At 63.5% G+C, this 14,915-nt stretch carries 16 protein-coding genes and 2 pseudogenes; 7 read left to right on the top strand and 11 right to left on the bottom strand.

The window, feature by feature from the left end:
* Positions 1-76 precede the first annotated feature (76 nt).
* A pseudogene (locus AYJ57_RS26330) lies at positions 77-214 on the top strand (flagellin); the annotation flags it as partial.
* Here the strand turns inward: AYJ57_RS26330 and AYJ57_RS07790 are convergent.
* Positions 208-1,467: pseudogene (locus AYJ57_RS07790) on the bottom strand (flagellar hook protein FlgE); the annotation flags it as partial. The pseudogenes AYJ57_RS26330 and AYJ57_RS07790 sit on opposite strands and share 7 nt — an antisense overlap.
* Before the next feature lie 140 nt (positions 1,468-1,607).
* Positions 1,608-2,444: a flagellar motor protein MotB gene (locus AYJ57_RS07785; RefSeq protein WP_066103490.1), complete on the bottom strand. Its 837-nt coding sequence runs from the start codon at positions 2,442-2,444 to the stop codon at positions 1,608-1,610.
* Between the two features lie 248 nt (positions 2,445-2,692).
* Here AYJ57_RS07785 and AYJ57_RS07780 point away from each other — a divergent pair, with 248 nt between their 5' ends.
* Together AYJ57_RS07780 and AYJ57_RS07775 are read left to right on the top strand one after the other, a co-directional pair.
* Positions 2,693-4,822: a YjbH domain-containing protein gene (locus tag AYJ57_RS07780; protein WP_066103487.1), complete on the top strand. Its 2,130-nt coding sequence runs from the start codon at positions 2,693-2,695 to the stop codon at positions 4,820-4,822.
* On the top strand, positions 4,819-5,496 hold the full coding sequence (locus AYJ57_RS07775) for a YjbF family lipoprotein (protein WP_066103484.1): 678 nt from the start codon (positions 4,819-4,821) through the stop codon (positions 5,494-5,496). Before AYJ57_RS07780 ends, AYJ57_RS07775 begins: the two co-directional genes overlap by 4 nt.
* Before the next feature lie 3 nt (positions 5,497-5,499).
* Here the strand turns inward: AYJ57_RS07775 and AYJ57_RS07770 are convergent, their stop codons facing one another.
* On the bottom strand, positions 5,500-6,111 hold the full coding sequence (locus AYJ57_RS07770) for a sugar transferase (RefSeq protein WP_066103482.1): 612 nt from the start codon (positions 6,109-6,111) through the stop codon (positions 5,500-5,502).
* A 154-nt stretch (positions 6,112-6,265) separates the two neighbouring features.
* Between AYJ57_RS07770 and AYJ57_RS07765 the strand changes: the two genes are divergently transcribed.
* Positions 6,266-7,393: a polysaccharide biosynthesis/export family protein gene (locus AYJ57_RS07765; RefSeq protein ID WP_224902189.1), complete on the top strand. Its 1,128-nt coding sequence runs from the start codon at positions 6,266-6,268 to the stop codon at positions 7,391-7,393.
* Between the two features lie 101 nt (positions 7,394-7,494).
* Here AYJ57_RS07765 and AYJ57_RS07760 read toward each other — a convergent pair whose 3' ends face one another.
* A complete protein-coding gene (locus AYJ57_RS07760) occupies positions 7,495-7,911 on the bottom strand; it encodes a c-type cytochrome (protein ID WP_066106849.1) in 417 nt (138 codons plus the stop codon).
* Positions 7,912-8,061: 150 nt separating this feature from the next.
* On the opposite strand from AYJ57_RS07760, the gene idi reads away from it, so the two are divergent.
* A complete protein-coding gene (gene idi, locus AYJ57_RS07755) occupies positions 8,062-8,577 on the top strand; it encodes an isopentenyl-diphosphate Delta-isomerase (RefSeq protein WP_066103478.1) in 516 nt (171 codons plus the stop codon).
* 17 nt (positions 8,578-8,594) lie between these two features.
* On the opposite strand, the gene AYJ57_RS07750 is transcribed toward idi, so the two are convergent.
* From AYJ57_RS07750 to AYJ57_RS07740, 3 genes are read right to left on the bottom strand one after another with little or no spacing between them, the layout of a single operon-like run.
* Positions 8,595-9,203 carry a Smr/MutS family protein gene (locus AYJ57_RS07750; protein ID WP_066103475.1) on the bottom strand — a complete coding sequence of 203 codons (609 nt, stop codon included), beginning with the start codon at positions 9,201-9,203 and terminating at the stop codon, positions 8,595-8,597.
* On the bottom strand, positions 9,200-10,270 hold the full coding sequence (gene mltA / locus AYJ57_RS07745; protein WP_066103473.1) for a murein transglycosylase A: 1,071 nt from the start codon (positions 10,268-10,270) through the stop codon (positions 9,200-9,202). Before mltA ends, AYJ57_RS07750 begins: the two co-directional genes overlap by 4 nt.
* Positions 10,267-10,926, bottom strand: coding sequence for a Tim44/TimA family putative adaptor protein (locus AYJ57_RS07740; protein WP_066106846.1), 660 nt, complete (start codon positions 10,924-10,926; stop codon positions 10,267-10,269). The genes mltA and AYJ57_RS07740 overlap by 4 nt, the downstream gene beginning before the upstream one ends.
* A 105-nt stretch (positions 10,927-11,031) precedes the next feature.
* Between AYJ57_RS07740 and AYJ57_RS07735 the strand changes: the two genes are divergently transcribed.
* Together AYJ57_RS07735 and secB are read left to right on the top strand one after the other, a co-directional pair.
* The gene (locus AYJ57_RS07735; RefSeq protein WP_066103472.1) at positions 11,032-11,562 is read left to right on the top strand and encodes an FxsA family protein; all 531 of its coding nucleotides are present in this window, start codon (positions 11,032-11,034) and stop codon (positions 11,560-11,562) included.
* 53 nt (positions 11,563-11,615) lie between these two features.
* The gene (secB, locus tag AYJ57_RS07730; protein WP_066103470.1) at positions 11,616-12,137 is read left to right on the top strand and encodes a protein-export chaperone SecB; all 522 of its coding nucleotides are present in this window, start codon (positions 11,616-11,618) and stop codon (positions 12,135-12,137) included.
* A gap of 16 nt (positions 12,138-12,153) precedes the next feature.
* Here the strand turns inward: secB and dnaQ are convergent, their stop codons facing one another.
* Genes dnaQ through AYJ57_RS07710 form a run of 4 tightly spaced genes read right to left on the bottom strand, consistent with a single transcriptional unit; the run spans position 12,154 to position 14,855 of the window.
* Complete coding sequence (gene dnaQ, locus AYJ57_RS07725) at positions 12,154-12,846, bottom strand: DNA polymerase III subunit epsilon (RefSeq protein WP_066103468.1); 693 nt, start codon at positions 12,844-12,846, stop codon at positions 12,154-12,156.
* Positions 12,839-13,429, bottom strand: a complete 591-nt coding sequence (gene coaE, locus AYJ57_RS07720) for a dephospho-CoA kinase (RefSeq protein WP_066103467.1) — start codon at positions 13,427-13,429, stop codon at positions 12,839-12,841. Before coaE ends, dnaQ begins: the two co-directional genes overlap by 8 nt.
* Positions 13,429-14,259: a shikimate dehydrogenase gene (locus tag AYJ57_RS07715; RefSeq protein ID WP_066103465.1), complete on the bottom strand. Its 831-nt coding sequence runs from the start codon at positions 14,257-14,259 to the stop codon at positions 13,429-13,431. The genes coaE and AYJ57_RS07715 overlap by 1 nt, the downstream gene beginning before the upstream one ends.
* Positions 14,256-14,855 (bottom strand): Maf family protein, encoded by a 600-nt coding sequence (locus AYJ57_RS07710; protein ID WP_066103462.1) that lies wholly within the window; start codon positions 14,853-14,855, stop codon positions 14,256-14,258. The genes AYJ57_RS07715 and AYJ57_RS07710 overlap by 4 nt, the downstream gene beginning before the upstream one ends.
* Positions 14,856-14,915: the final 60 nt, after the last annotated feature.

Raw genomic sequence — 14,915 nt, 5'->3', positions numbered from 1 at the left:
GAAGGGGCCGCGGCGGCAGGGCTGCGGCGGCCGATGGCAAAATGGCGCAAAGCGTCGAATCCAAGGACGAAAACCTATGTCTAGCATACTGACGAACAATGGCGCGATGGTCGCGCTGCAGACCCTCAAGTCTATAAATATGAACCTGGCCACGACCCAAGGAGAGATCTCCACAGGCAAAAGCGTCGCCAACGCCAAGGATAACGCGACCGTCTGAATCACCTTGGCGTTCGAGGAATAGGCCCGCTGGGTCTGGATCATGTCGGTCAGTTCCTGCGCCACATCGGTGGTCGATTCCTCGCGGGCGAAGGATTTGATGTCGCCCGTCGGTCCATCCCCCGCGTCCCAAAGGAAATAGGAGCCGCTTTCCGGTGAGGGTTTGAAAGTCTGGTTGTCCATCGGGATCATGCCATTGGGGTTGGGCAGATCGGCGAGCGGGATCTGGTAGAGCGTCTTGCTGACCCCGCTGTCGTAGAGCGCGTTCACATAGCCATTCTCGTCGACCTCGACCGAGACCATATTGCCCACCGGCGAGCCGTCCTTGGTGATGGCAATGGGGGCGAAGCTGTTGGAGAGCTGCGAGAGCCCGTTGCTGTCGCCGATGGCGCCGATGTCGAACACGATCGGCCCGCCGTCCACATCGACCGTCAACAGACCTGTCGCGCCACTATAGGCCCCGCCGGTCACCGTGGTGACCGCGTTGATCGTGCCGCCGCTGCCCCGCGTGGCGTCGAAGGTCACAACATATTCGCCGATCACCGCCCCGGCGGAGGCGCTGTCGGTCATCACGATGGTCCATTCGTTGGACATGCCGGTCGCCGGAACCGTCGGCGTAAAGGTCATCGAGATATTCTGCGACACGCCGAGATTGTCGAAATACTCGACCGACAGGGTTTCCGAGGCCCCGTCGGAATCATCCATCGTCGCGGTGGCTGGCAGGTTAAGGCTCATCTCAACAGCGGTGGTCGGATCGCCCTGCAGGTTCAGGCTGAATTGCACCGGCTCCAGCCCATCCACCGTATCGCGCGGGAAGTTCGGGATGGTGCCATCGATGTCCGCAGGCCAGCCCAGCAGGAAATACCCGGCCTCATTCGCTAGATAGCCATCCTCGTTTATGCGAAAGGAGCCCGTCGAGGTGAGCAAAAGCTCCGGCTCTCCGGGGCTCGCCTCATACTGCGGGCCGGAAACCACCGGCAGCATCCCCCTGCCCCGCACCGCAAGATCGGTGGCATTGCTGGTGGTGACGAGCGATCCTTTTTGATCCACAAGCCGAATGTTCGAAGACATCACCCCGCCCGCGGTATAGGAGCGACCGCCATCGGTCATCACGAGCGAGTTGAACTCGGTTTCGGCCCGCCGGTAGCCGTAGGTCGAGGAATTGGCGATATTGTCCGAGATCGCCGCCAGCCGACTGGCATTCGCCGTAAGCCCCGAAACACCTGCGTTGAGAGACGAAGAGATGGTCATAGACGCGCCTTTCTGCTGTCACCTGTTCCCGTCCCCTCCGAGACTAGGGGCGCGGGTTTAACGCCGCGCTAACAGGTAAAATCCCTACGACTTCGCCAGCGCGCTCCGTGTGAACCACCTTGAGAGCCGAAGCCGGCCCTTCAACGCTGTCGCAGGAAGATCACCTCGATACGGCCGTTGCGCGGGTCCATCGGGTTGGCGCGCGCAGGCTCGCGGTCCGCATGCGAGGTAACCCGCGCGATGCGCCCTTTCGGAACCCCCGCCTGACCCAGCAACGCACGCATCTGCCCGGCCCGGTCCGCCGATCTTTCCCACGAGGAATCCCGTGCCAGAACGATCGGTGCGGCGGGCACATGGCCTTCGATGGCCAGCGGGTTGCGCACCATTTCCGCCGCCCCGGCGATGATCTGCGACAGCCGCTGCAGCAGATATGTCGGGCTGCCGTCAGGCTCGAACAGCGGCGCATCGGCGGTTTCGAACAGTTCGACCACCAGCCCCTCATCGGTGACCCGCGTCACCACATGCCGCATCAGCCCGTCATCGACCATGCTTTCGCCATGACGCCCGGTGAGCCGGTCCCGCAGTTCCTCGAGCGCGGCCTCTTCGGCGGCATCGGGCTCGGCGGTACCGGAACTCACGCTGCCCCGCGCCGCATGCATCTCTGTCGCCTGAAGCGAGGTCGAGCCGGTGCCCATGCGCGGCAGCACGTTCTCGGAAAAGGTGCTCTCGCCTCCCATGAGCCCGTCTCCGCCGCCCGATATCCGCGCCACCGCGATCGTTGGGTTGAAGTAATCCGCCAGCCCCTTGCGCTGTTTCTCGGTCGTCGCGTTGAGCAGCCACATCAGCATGAAGAAAGCCATCATCGCCGTCACGAAATCCGCATAGGCGACCTTCCAGGCGCCGCCATGATGCCCATGGCCGCCACCCTTTTTCTTCCGCTTGATGATGACTGGCGCGACATTACTGTCGACGGCCATATCCACCACCTTCCAAACACCCCACACCAGCAATAGGCGCGCGCGGTTACCCCTGCCTTAAAACTTCCAAATGAGGACAATTTCCGCGGCCAGAGGCCGCGTAGAGAGCCCGCAGACCGCTGAACCCGACGTGCCGAGGATCCCACAGTTGCTGCTTTGCGCCGCCGGGATGAATGGACAGAGCGCAGAGAAAGCTCTAGCTCTGGGCAAAAGACGTCAGGGCAAGTTCAAGGGCAGGTGAGGGCAGGATGGCAAGACGGGCGGGTATCGCGGCACTTCTGGCCGGGGCGACGGCGCTTTCGAGCATCGCCTGGGCGGACAGTGTTCCGAGCTTCAACCTTTACGGCCTGCCGGGCCTCATCGACATGCCGGACGCGAACATGGCGCCCGACGCGACGCTGGCCCTGACCTATGGGCGTATTGGCACCGCCAACCGTGGCTCGCTCAGCTTCCAGATCATGCCGCGGATGATCGGCACCTTCCGCTACACTGGCATTGGCGATTTCGACCATCCGGCCTCGGTCGATGGCGTCTACTATGACCGCAGCTTCGACCTGCGCTTCCAGATCCTCACCGAGAGCAACTGGCGCCCCTCGGTGGTTGTCGGCCTGCAGGACTTCATCGGCACCGGCATCTACAGCGGCGAATATATCGTCGCGACCAAGACGCTTTACCCCGGTCTGCAAGTCACCGGTGGCCTCGGCTGGGGCCGTCTGGCGAGCAATGGCGGCTTTGGTGGCTTTGGGGAACGCTCGCAAGAGGTGCTGGGCACCGGCGGCCAGCCCACCACAGACCGCTGGTTCCGCGGCGATATCGCGCCCTTCGGCGGCATCAGCTGGTCGCCGAACAAGCGCCTTACCTACAAGATCGAATATTCCTCGGACGCTTATGACACCGAAAGCGAGCGGGCGGATTTCGAACAGAACAGCCCGATCAACCTCGGGCTCGACTATCACTTCGACGGCGGCACGCAGCTGTCGCTCTATCTGGCCCATGGCACCACGCTGGGGGCGCAGGTGACGCTGCCGATGAACCCCAAGACGCTGGGGGTGCCCGGCGGCATCGAAAGCGCGCCGAGCCCGGTGAAGCCGCGCCAGCCCGCGGATGTGAACGATCTGGGCTGGGCCAGCGATCTTGCCACTGCCGAAGCCTCGACCGAAGCCCGACTGGCGAAGAGCCTCGAGCGGGACAACCTCGAACTGCAAGGCTTCCGGCTGGAGCCGCGCCGCGCGACGCTGCGGCTGCGCAACGACAAATACGGCGCTCCGGCGCAGGCGATTGGCCGCGCCGCGCGCAGCATGAGCCGCGTGCTGCCCGCCTCGGTCGAAGAATTCGTCATCATCCCTTCGCAGAACGGCATGCCGACCTCGACGGTGACAATGCGTCGCTCGGATATCGAGGCGCTGGAGAATGAGGCCGCCACCGACATGCTGGCGCGCACCCGCTTTGGCGAGGCCACCTCTGCCAATACGCCGCCGATGACGCTCGACTCCTATCCGCGCTTCCGCTGGTCGCTGGCGCCCTATTACGCCTACAGCACCTTCGACCCCGAAGGCCCGCTGCGGCTCGACCTTGGCGCGTCCCTGCGCGGCACCTATGAGATCACGCCGAACATCGTGCTCAGCGGCTCAGTCAACAAGAAGATCTTTGGCAACCTCGACGACATCAGCCGCGAGGACGAATCCAAGCTGCCGCGCGTGCGCACCGATTACGGCGAGTTCGCCCGTGAGAGCGATCCGTCGATCCCGCGCCTGACGCTTGGTTTTTACGGCAAGCTGGCGCCCGAGCTTTATGGCCGCCTGACGCTTGGCTATCTCGAGCCGATGTATGCCGGTGCCTCGACCGAGGTGCTGTGGAAACCCGCCGACAGCCGCTTCGCGCTTGGGGCCGAAGTGAACTATGTGGAGCGGCGCGACTTTGACATGCTGTTTGGCGTGCAGGGCAATGAGACCACCGATCCGGTCAGCGGCATCACCCGCAGCTTCCCGCATGTGAACGGCCATGTCTCGGCCTATTACGACTTCGGTCAGGGCTACAACGCGCAGCTTGATGTCGGGCGCTACATCGCGGGCGACTCCGGTGCGACGCTGACGGTCACCCGCGAATTCGTCAACGGCTGGCGCATCGGCGCCTTCGCGACGAAGACCGATGTGTCGTCCGAGGACTTTGGCGAGGGGTCGTTCGACAAGGGTCTGTTCATCACCATCCCGGTCGCCATCGGCACCGGCGAGCCGTCGCGCGCTGACAGCACGATCACCCTGCGGTCGGTGCAGCGTGACGGCGGTGCGAAGCTCAATATCGATGATCGGCTCTACGAGCGCATTCGCGAAAACCACGAGCCCGATGTGGCCGCATCCTGGGGGAGATTCTGGCGATGAGCTTCAAGACCCTGCGCCGCGCCGGTGTTCTTGCCGGGCTGCTGGCCGCTTTGGCCGCCTGCGGCAACGACCAGACGCGCGATCCGATCTTCGAAGCCGCCTACACCGGCTTCTTCCAGAAATCCGACGCGGCAAGCCCCCAAGGGCTCACCGACGAGGTGATCGCGCAGACCCTTGCCGCGACCGACCTGCCGGTGATCCTGCTGCGCATCAACGCGCGCAATTCCGAAGCCATCGCCGCGCAGATCGAGCGCAATGGCGAGCATCGCACTTACGGGACCGCCGAGCGACAGGCCATCGTCCTGCGTCACGGCATGATCACCGGCACCCGCGGGCTTGGCGGCGATCTGATGTCGGTCGAGGAAGATGCGCTGCTGCGGCTCGTGCGGGGCCGCGGCATTGGCAATGTCGCCTATGTGCAGCGGTTTCTCACCGCCGAGGATGTGACCCGCGAGATCAGCTATCGCTGCAACGTCGAGCCCGACGAACGCGTCGATCTTGCGCAGGGACGCATCCGCGCCGGCGTCACGGAAATGCTCGCCGCCTGCACCAGCGAGGACGGCAAGCCCTTCGTCGATTATTACATGGTGGACGGGTCCGGAGAGATCCTAGGCTCGCGGCAATGGCTGGGCGAAACCACCGGCTATGTAACGATGACGCAGCTGCAGAAGTGACGTCTAATGCAGCGAGATGCGCCTGATCACCGTCGCTGCCATGAGCTTGAGATCATAGCACAGGCTGCGGCGGCGGGCGTAGATCAGGTCGAGCTGGGCCTTGCGCGGCACGCAGCGGCGGCAATAGACGGCCTCGGTCTCATCCGCATCGCGGCAGGGCGCCAGCAGCCGCTCTTCGGTCCGGTGAAAGGCGAGGGTGGCCAGCCCCGTCACGCCGGGCCGCGCGCGCAGCACTTTGCCGTAGAGTTCGGGGAACATCTCGGTGTAGCGGCGCAGCGGCGGGCGTGGGCCGACAAAGCTGATGTCACCGCGCAGAATGTTCCAAAGCTGCGGCAGTTCATCGAGCCGGTAGCGTCTGAGAAATTTTCCCGTATGCGTGATGCGGGCGGATTTATCACCGCCAGAGACGCCACGGTCAGCCCTGTCGGGACGCATGGTGCGGAACTTCCAGAGGCGAAACCCTTCGTCGGGCGTTTTCATCCGCTCCGACAGATAGAGCACCGGGCGGCCATCGCGCAGCAATATCGCAAGGCAGATCAGCAGGATCGGAATACACAGCAAGACCAGCAGGAAGGCCGCCAGAATTATGTCGAGCAGCCGCTTCGAAAGCGTCATTTCCGTCCGTTCTCCGCAAGCAACTGCGCAACGCCGCGCAAAGAAATGCCAAGCCTCGGGAGCGCTGCCCAGCAAGCGACTTTTCCCAAGCGTCGAAACTGTCTATCACCTTGGCAGGAAGTTTAGAAACCCTCGGAAGTGCCCGGAGCTCATTGTGTCGAAACTCTCGCGTAACCTGATTGCCCTAGTTGCTGGCGTTGCCATTCTCGGAGGCTGTTCGCTGCCTCGCGGCGCCGCCGTGCAATCCGAGGTTCTGTCAGAGGCCGACGCCGAATATCCCAGCTTTCAGGTGATTGATGTGACGCGGGCCAATATGCCGCTGATTGCATCGTGGCCGCGCACCGGCCCCGAGATGGATCGCAACTGGCTTGGCACCTCGACCGGCGCCAACCAAAGCGTCATCCAGACCGGCGACCTTGTGAACATCCGCATTTGGGACAGTCAGGAAAATTCACTGCTGACCAACCCGTCCGAGAAATCGACCGAGATGCCCAATGTCGAGGTTGGCGCGAACGGCGCGATTTTCCTGCCGTATGTGGATGAGGTGTTCATCCGCGGCCTGACCCCGAACTCGGCCCGGCAGCGCATCCAGAGCAAGCTCGAAGCGATCGTGCCGACCGCGCAGGTGCAGCTCAGCCTGACGCAGGGCCGTAGCAATTCGGTCGAGATGGTGGGTGGGGTTTCCTCGCCCGGCAGCTACGCGATGCCCTCGCGCAACTATAAGATCCTCGGCCTCATCGCAGATGCAGGCGGGATCAGCAGTTCGATGAAGAACCCGCTGGTGCGCCTGATGCGGCAGGGCGCCACCTATGAGATTTCCGCCAACACCTTGCTGGGAAGCGGCTCTTACAACACGCTGCTGCTGCCCGGCGATACGGTGGTGGTCGAAGAAGATGACCGCACCTTCACCGGCATGGGCGCCTCGTCGCGGCAGACCGTGGTGAATTTCCCGAAGGAAGAGGTGAACGCGCTCGAGGCGCTGTCGCTGATGGGCGGCCTCTATGATGTGCGCGCCGACCCCAAGGGCGTCATGGTGCTGCGCGAATATTCCCCGCGGCAACTGCGCTCGGACGGCAGCGCGCCGAATATGCAGCAGGTGGTGTTCACCTTCGATCTGACCAGCGCCGACGGATTGTTCGCCGCGCGCAAATTCCAGATTTACCCCGATGACGTGGTTCTGGCGACCGAAAGCCCGCTCGCAGGGCTGCAGACGCTGCTCAGCATCGTCAACAGCGGCGTGACCACCACGCAGCGCAGTGTTGCCGCGGCAAATGCCTTCTGATCGTGTGATCTAAAGGTCTGAACAGAAGAAGGGGCGCTCCAACCGGAGCGCCCCTTTTGATTTGCGGTGTGTTCGCGGGCGCAATGCCGCCTCGGTGCCGCTTAGTTTGAGAAAGTCGCGAGGTAGGCGTAAACGTCTTCCATGCCTTCGCGCAGTTTGAAGGTCATGCCGGAGCGCGCGCTTTTATCGTCGAGGAACTCTTGCAGAAACCCGCTGGGGTCCTGCACGTAGGCCTCGAGCGACGCTTCGTCCCAGACCAGACCCTTTTCGCCAGCTTCGACGATGGAGTCGCGATAGCGAAAGCCGTCCTCGGTGCCAGCGGTGCGGCCAACCACTCCAAAAAGGTTCGGACCGGTGCGCCCGCCGCGCTGGATCGCCTCACCGGCGTCATCCTGGATCATGTGACAGGCCCGGCAGCGGCGTTCGAAGGTTTTCTTGCCTTCCTCGACATCGCCTTCGGCCTGTGCGGTGCCCGCCATAGCGAGCAGGGCAAAGCTCAAAATCATCTTGGTTTTCATGACCATCTCCCGTTGCGCGTCTCCGTGAGACCTTCCTAGACCACATTGTTGCACCATGCGCTGCGACCTAATGCCAGCGCGAGAGGAAATCGTGCTTCTTGACCTTGCGGCCGCGGCAGAGGAAACAGACGCCTCGAAAGGAGGCGCGGCATGGCGCAGGACATTCCCGCTTGGATCGACGGCCAACTGGCTCCGGCGGACAAGCTCGACGTGCATCTCAAGGGGCTGCGGCACAAGGCTGTGTCGGTCTTTGTCATGCGCGATGGGCAGACGCTGCTGCAGCGCCGCGCCCTTGGGAAGTACCACACGCCGGGCCTTTGGGCGAACACCTGCTGCACCCATCCGCATTGGGGCGAAGAGCCACGCGACTGCGCCATTCGGCGGCTCGATGAAGAGCTTGGGCTGAAGGCGCTGGAGCCGCAACACCGCGGGCAGGTCGAATACCGCGCCGAAGTGGGGGGCGGCATGACCGAGCATGAGGTGGTCGAGATCTATGTCGCCGAGGTTGGGGCAGGGGTCGAGCCCGCGCCGAACCCCGAGGAAGTGATGCAGACCGAGTGGCTGTCGCTCGATGCGTTGCGCGCCCGCATCGCCGCAGAGCCAGAGGCGTTTACCCCGTGGCTGCGCATCTATCTTGCCGACCACGCTGAGATGATCCTCGGCTGAGGGACGGGCGGCCCGCGTTACCGCCGCCGCTTGAGATAGACGTAATAGGCCCCGCCACCGCCGTGCTTGATATGGGCCTCGGAGATTTGCAGCACGCATTGGCCCACGGGCGGCATCCGCAGCCATTGCGGCACCTGCGTCTTGAGCACACCGCGGCGGCGCGGCATCGGATCATGCGGGTCCTCGCGCATGCCCTTGCCGGTTATCACCAGCACCAGACGAAAGCCGCGCAGCTGCGCGCCAAGGATGAACCGCGCCAATTCGCCATGCGCTTGATCCAGCGTCATGCCATGCAGGTCGAGCCGCGCCTCGGGTTGCAGCTTGCCGCGCTTCAGGCGGCCAAAGGCCTTGGCGTCCATGCGCACCGGGTCCTTGGCCAGCCGGTCCGAAGTGGAGGCGTAGAAATCATGCCGTTCCGCCGGGCTCGGCGCGCGGGCCCCAAGGGCGAAATCGCCCATCGGATCGCGCGGCGGCGGCAGCGGTTTGCGCAGCTTGGAGGTCTTGGGTTTCGCGGACTTCGGGGCAGGGGTCTCGGGCGTCACTTTGCGACCGGGCAGCTTCTCGGCGCTGCGGGCCACCATCTCCCACAGTTCCACCTCGTCGGGACGCAGCTTTCGGCGGCTCAAAGCACCGACTCCGGCAAGAGCGCATAGGCGCGCTGGATCGGCAGCAGCACCACCAGCCGCCCCGGATCCTTCATCGTGCCAGCACGGCGCCCGGCCTCATCGCCGGTACCCATGAAGATATCAGCGCGCTGCGGTCCCTTGATCGCCGAGCCGGTGTCCTGCGCGATCATCAGCCGGTGCATGGGCTCGGCGCCTTCTTTCTCGATCCACACCGGTGCGCCCAGCGGCACATAGGCAGGATCGACCGCGATCGAGCGCAGCGGCGTGATCGAGCGGTTCATCGCGCCAAGCGGGCCAAGCTCGGCCGGAACTTCGCTGACTTCCCGGAAAAAGACGTAAGAGGGATTGTGATAGAGCAGCTCCAGCCCGGCCTCGGGGTTCTCACGCACCCAAGTCTTGATCACCTGCGCCGACACCTGATGCAGATCGAAGGTGCCGCGGGTGACCAGCTCTTTGCCGATGGAGCGGTAGGGGTGGCCATTGGCACCGCCATAACCGACGCGCAGATGATGGCCATTGGGCAGACGAATGCGCCCCGAGCCCTGAACCTGCAGAAAGAAAAGCTCGACCGGATCATCGACCCAAGCGATCTCGAGCCCGCGATCCTTCATCACGTCGCCGCTGAGAATGTCGCGGCGCGACAGCCACGGCCCCTCGGTCTCGCCAATCTCTGGGGGCAGGCTGTAGATCGGATAGGCATAGCGCTCGTCCGGCTGCAGCGCACCGTTCAGCTCGGGCTCGAAATAGCCGGTGAACAGCCCGTCATGGCCTTCTTCCTCGGCATCCTCGGGCGCGCCCGAGATCAGCACCGGACGGAACAGCAACTCAAAGAAGCCGCGCGCGTCATCGGTGTCTCGGGCCAGAGCGCAGAGCGATCCCCAGTCGGGATCGTTCATGTCGCCACATGTGTTCAGAAAAACCGAAAGGGCGGCGGAATGATCATCCGTCGCCCATCCGTCGAGATCGCCGAAGCTCAGGATCTCGTAGCTGGTTTCGCTCTCCGCAGCGGCCATGGCACCTGTCAGCATTGCTCCTGTCAGCACGGCCGCCCGGATCGCGCGCCTCATTCGTCGGTCGCGACCAGCTGCCAGTTCGGATCGTCGCTACCCATGTTACGGGCATAGGTCCAGACGTCCTTCTGACGTTTCACCGAAGTTGGGCTGCCTTCGATGACTGCTCCGGTCGCATCTTTCACCACAGAGGTCAGCTCGCCGGTGTAGCGCACGGTGATCTCGGCCAGTTTCGTGACCTCGTCAAAAGTCGCTTCGGCGAGGGTCATCTCGCGCACGCCGACAAACTCGGCCTCAATGGTCAGACCCTGCTGACGGCGGCTTTCGACCACCTCGGCAAAGCTGTCATAGACTTCGGGCGCAAGGAAAGGCTTCAGTTCCTCGACCTCGCCGCGCTCGAACCCCATGAGGATCATCTCATAGGCGCCACGGGCACCGCCAAGAAATTCGCCGACGTTGAAGCTCGGCTCAGCCGCCTTCATCTTGGCCAGCGCCTCTGCCGAGGGGCTGCCCTCGGGCACATGGTCGATGATGTCGTGGTCGGGTCCGCCTTCGATCACCTCGAAGTCACGGCGGGCGGTATCGCGCGAGGCCGGTGCCTGCACAGGAGGCTTCTCGAAACCGTCGCGTGTGCCCAGCACGCTGCGCAGGCGCAGGATCAAAAAGATCGCGATCGCGGCAAGAACCAGCAGCTGGACGATCGGCATATTCATCGGCACCTCATGGGCAAACATGGAAAATTCATCGGTGCCTTCCTATGTAGGCACTGGGCGGCGCCAAGTCTACCGGTGCACGCTCAGCGAAAAAGGAGTGAGGCCATGTGGCTTTTTCTGGCATTCGTCGCAGTGCCGCTGATCGAGATTGCACTGTTCATTCAGGTCGGGGGGCTTATCGGGCTCTGGCCAACGCTGATGATCGTGCTGCTGACCGCCATCTTGGGCACCGCGCTTGTGCGGCGCGAAGGGCTGCGGGCGTTGTCTGACCTGCAAAACTCGTTCTCGCAGCTGCAGGATCCGACGCGGCCGCTGGCGCATGGCGCGATGATCCTGTTTTCCGGCGCGCTGCTGCTGACCCCCGGTTTCTTTACCGATGCCTGCGGGTTCGCGCTGCTGATCCCGGCGGTGCGCGACGCGGTGATGCGGTTCATCTCGACCCGGATCAAGGTACAGCGCTTTGAAATGGGTGGGCAGGGGCCGCGCACGCAGGCCGGTCCCGGCGCGCATCAGGGGCCGCAAGCGGAACGCTATCGTCCCGGCCCGCGCGAAGATGATGTGATCGAGGGCGACTATACCGAGGTCCCCCCGTCGAAACGTGCCAATCACCCGGGGTCAGGCTGGACTAAGCATTGAGCCGCCTATCCCGGGCTGCTATTCGGTATACAAAATTCCAACAGGAGCTTTCCATGGCTGAAGAAGCAACCGAGAACGGCGCTGCCGCCGCAGAACAGACCCCGGCACCGGTGAAGATGAACGTGCTCGCGCAGTTCGTGCGCGACATGAGCTTCGAGAACATCCTCGCGCAGAAAGGTGTCAGCGGCGACGTGCAGCCTGACGTTCAGGTTCAGGTCAACCTCGACGCTAAGAAGCGCTCGGCCGAGAACCAGTACGAAGTGGTGCTGAAGCTGAAGGTCGAGTCCAAGTCGAAGTCGAACGGCGACATGCTGTTCCTTCTCGAACTGGATTACGCCGGTGTCTTCAACATCGAAGGCGTGCCGCAAGAGCAACTGCACCCGTTCCTGCTGATCGAGTGCCCGCGGATGCTCTTCCCGTTCGTGCGCCGCATCGTGTCGGACGTAACCCGTGACGGTGGCTTCCCGCCGCTTAACCTCGAGACCATCGATTTCGTCGCGCTTTACCGCAACGAGATCGCGCGCCGTCAGCAGGCTGCTGCGGCGGCTGGCGAAGAGCGCAAGCTCGACGCCTAAGCTTGGATGCGGGGCGTCAGCCCCGCGACCACAGCGCGTTTTCTCCGAGTTTCTCGACAAAGGCGGCGTGAGCCGCCTTTTCTTCTTCGGTCAGGCGCGAGGGCAGGGGCTGCGCCCGGCGCTGCGGACGCCATTCTTCGTCCCCGCCGGATGCATTGCGGCCCGAAGACACCGGCGCGAGCACCAGATCCGGCTGCTTGCCACCGATCAGTTCCAGATAGACTTCCGCCAGAATCTCACTGTCGAGCAGCGCGCCGTGCAGCGTCCGGCTAGAGTTGTCGATGCCGAAACGGCGGCAGAGCGCATCCAGCGACGCCGGAGAGCCGGGAAATTTCTTGCGCGCGATCATCAGCGTGTCGATGGCGCAATCTTTCGGAAGCTGCGGTCGGTTCGCCCATTTCAACTCGGCATTGAGAAATTTCACATCGAACGTGGCGTTGTGAATGACCAGCTTGGCATCGGTGCCGACGAAGGCAATGAACTCATCGACGATTTTGGCAAACACAGGCTTGTCTCGCAGGAAATCATCGCCCAGCCCGTGCACCTCGAACGCCTCCTGCGGCATCGAGCGTTCGGGGTTTATGTACTGGTGATAGACCTTGCCCGTCGGCACGTGATTATAAAGCTCGACCGCGCCGATCTCGACGATACGGTCGCCCTGTTCCGGCTCGAAGCCAGTGGTTTCAGTGTCGAGAACGATCTCACGCATCGATCCGCCTTTCGATTTCTCTCAGCACATCCTGAACCTGCGCGCGCGCGTGGTCCAGCGTGTCAGTTGTGATCACAAAATCCGCGCGGGCGCATTTTTCGTCGTTTGGCATTTGCCGCGCAAGAATGCGATCCAGGTCCTCGGCGCTCATGGTGCCACGGGTCAGAACCCGCGCGCGTTGTACATCTGCCGGGATGGTCACGCAGGCCACCGCGTCAAACTCGGCCTCGGAACCGGTCTCATACAGCAGGGGAATGTCGAAGACACCGATTTTTCCCGCGTTCCCTTCGGCAAACTCCGCACGGTCGTGCCGGACGAGCGGATGCACGATCTCTTCGATCCGCTTGAGCGCCGCCGGGTCCCCAGCAATCACTTCGCGCAGGGATTCACGTGAAACCATGCCGTCCTTGATTGCCTGCGGAAAGATCTCTTGGATCGGCGCCACCGCCGCACCGCCCACGCCATAGAGCCGATGCACCGCCGCATCCGCATCCCAGACCGCGCAACCCGCCTCGGCGAAGAAGGCCGCGGTCTGCGATTTTCCCATGCCGATGGAGCCGGTGAGGCCGAGGCGAAAACGCATCACAGCACCGCGGCGCGGGCGTCGGCGTCGACCACCGGGCGCTTGCCGAACCAGCGCTCAAAACCGGGCACCGCCTGATGCAGCAACATGCCCAGACCGTCGACGCAAGTGCAGCCGAGCTCGCGCCCGATGCGCAAAAGCCGGGTCTCGAGCGGGGTATAGACAATGTCGGTGACCAGCGTTCCGGGACGCAGACCATCCAGCGGCACCCGCAGTTCCGGCTTGCCGACCATGCCAAGCGAGCTTGTGTTGACCACCGTCGCCGCGTCTTCGAGCACATTGCCCGCACGGACCCAGTCCACCACATGCACGCGCTGGCCAAAATCCTCGCGCAGAGCTTCGGCCCGCGTCCGGGTCCGGTTGCTGAGATAGAGCTTGGGCACCCCCGCATCGAGCAGCGAGGCGATCACCGCCCGCGAAGCGCCGCCTGCACCCAGCACCACGGCCGGGCCGCTGGCCGCCTGCCAGTCGGGCGCGCTCTGACGCAGGTTCTCGATAAAGCCGTAGCCGTCGGTGTTGTCCGCATAGATGCTGCCGTCGTCGCGGAAGGTCAGCGTGTTGGCCGCACCGATCAGCGTCGCCCGGTCCGAAACCACATCGGCGATCTCCATCACCCGCTCTTTATGCGGAATGGTGATGTTCACCCCAACGAACCCGATCTGCGGCAGCAGCCGAAGCGTCTCGGCCAGTTTGGCGGCGGGCACATCCATCGGGATGTAATGCCCCGGCAGCCCGTAGCGCTTCAGCCAGTGGCCGTGCAGCAGCGGCGAGCGGGAATGCGCGATGGGCGAGCCGATGACGCCCGCGAGCGGAATCTTGTGGTCGGTCATCCGGCAATGATCCCCCGTACCTGCAAAAAGGCCAGAAGCTCGAGCAGAGGCAGGCCGAGAATGGTGAAATGACTGCCCTCGATGCTGGCAAACAGGCGCACGCCCTCTTCCTCCAGCTTGAAGCCGCCGACGGAGCTACGCAGGCTTTCCCAGTTTCGCTCTATATAGTCGTCGAGATACGCTTCGGAAAACTCGCGCATCCGCAGCCGCGCCACACCCACATGGCGCCAGACCGGCTCGGCGTTTTCATAGATCACCGCAGCCGACAGCAGGCTGAGCCGCTGGCCCCGCAACTCCATCAGCTGCGCGCGGGCTTCTTCGGGGCTGCGCGGCTTGGAATAGAGCGTGCCGTTGCAGCTCAGCACCTGATCGCAGCCCAGCACCAGCGCGCCGGGATTTTTGTCGGAGGCTTTGCGCGCCTTATACTCGGCCAGAGCGTCGGCCACATCGCGCGGCGGAGCGCCTTCCGCGAGAAGTGAGTCGCGAATCGACTCTTCATCGACGCGCGCGACCTCGATTCCAAAGGAAACGCCCGCCGCACGGAGCAGTTCGGCGCGGATTTGCGAGCCGGAGGCGAGGATGAGCGGAAGACTCATGTGGATAAACCTGTTCGCAGCCTTGGGTCTTTGTCAGAGGAAGCTTCTGGGGAAAATCGT

Source organism: Salipiger sp. CCB-MM3 (genome assembly GCF_001687105.1).
Lineage (GTDB): Bacteria > Pseudomonadota > Alphaproteobacteria > Rhodobacterales > Rhodobacteraceae > Salipiger.
This window is presented reverse-complemented; position numbering and strand designations above follow the sequence as displayed.

Excerpts from the sequence above, each read along its gene's own strand:
- AYJ57_RS07785 (WP_066103490.1), bottom strand. The coding sequence starts at position 2,444 with ATGGCCGTCGACAGTAATGTCGCGCCAGTCATCATCAAGCGGAAGAAA.
- AYJ57_RS07780 (WP_066103487.1), top strand. The coding sequence starts at position 2,693 with ATGGCAAGACGGGCGGGTATCGCGGCACTTCTGGCCGGGGCGACGGCG.
- AYJ57_RS07775 (WP_066103484.1), top strand. The coding sequence starts at position 4,819 with ATGAGCTTCAAGACCCTGCGCCGCGCCGGTGTTCTTGCCGGGCTGCTG.
- AYJ57_RS07770 (WP_066103482.1), bottom strand. The coding sequence starts at position 6,111 with ATGACGCTTTCGAAGCGGCTGCTCGACATAATTCTGGCGGCCTTCCTG.
- AYJ57_RS07760 (WP_066106849.1), bottom strand. The coding sequence starts at position 7,911 with ATGAAAACCAAGATGATTTTGAGCTTTGCCCTGCTCGCTATGGCGGGC.
- idi (WP_066103478.1), top strand. The coding sequence starts at position 8,062 with ATGGCGCAGGACATTCCCGCTTGGATCGACGGCCAACTGGCTCCGGCG.
- mltA (WP_066103473.1), bottom strand. The coding sequence starts at position 10,270 with ATGAGGCGCGCGATCCGGGCGGCCGTGCTGACAGGAGCAATGCTGACA.
- AYJ57_RS07740 (WP_066106846.1), bottom strand. The coding sequence starts at position 10,926 with ATGAATATGCCGATCGTCCAGCTGCTGGTTCTTGCCGCGATCGCGATC.
- AYJ57_RS07735 (WP_066103472.1), top strand. The coding sequence starts at position 11,032 with ATGTGGCTTTTTCTGGCATTCGTCGCAGTGCCGCTGATCGAGATTGCA.
- secB (WP_066103470.1), top strand. The coding sequence starts at position 11,616 with ATGGCTGAAGAAGCAACCGAGAACGGCGCTGCCGCCGCAGAACAGACC.
- dnaQ (WP_066103468.1), bottom strand. The coding sequence starts at position 12,846 with ATGCGTGAGATCGTTCTCGACACTGAAACCACTGGCTTCGAGCCGGAA.
- coaE (WP_066103467.1), bottom strand. The coding sequence starts at position 13,429 with ATGCGTTTTCGCCTCGGCCTCACCGGCTCCATCGGCATGGGAAAATCG.
- AYJ57_RS07715 (WP_066103465.1), bottom strand. The coding sequence starts at position 14,259 with ATGACCGACCACAAGATTCCGCTCGCGGGCGTCATCGGCTCGCCCATC.
- AYJ57_RS07710 (WP_066103462.1), bottom strand. The coding sequence starts at position 14,855 with ATGAGTCTTCCGCTCATCCTCGCCTCCGGCTCGCAAATCCGCGCCGAA.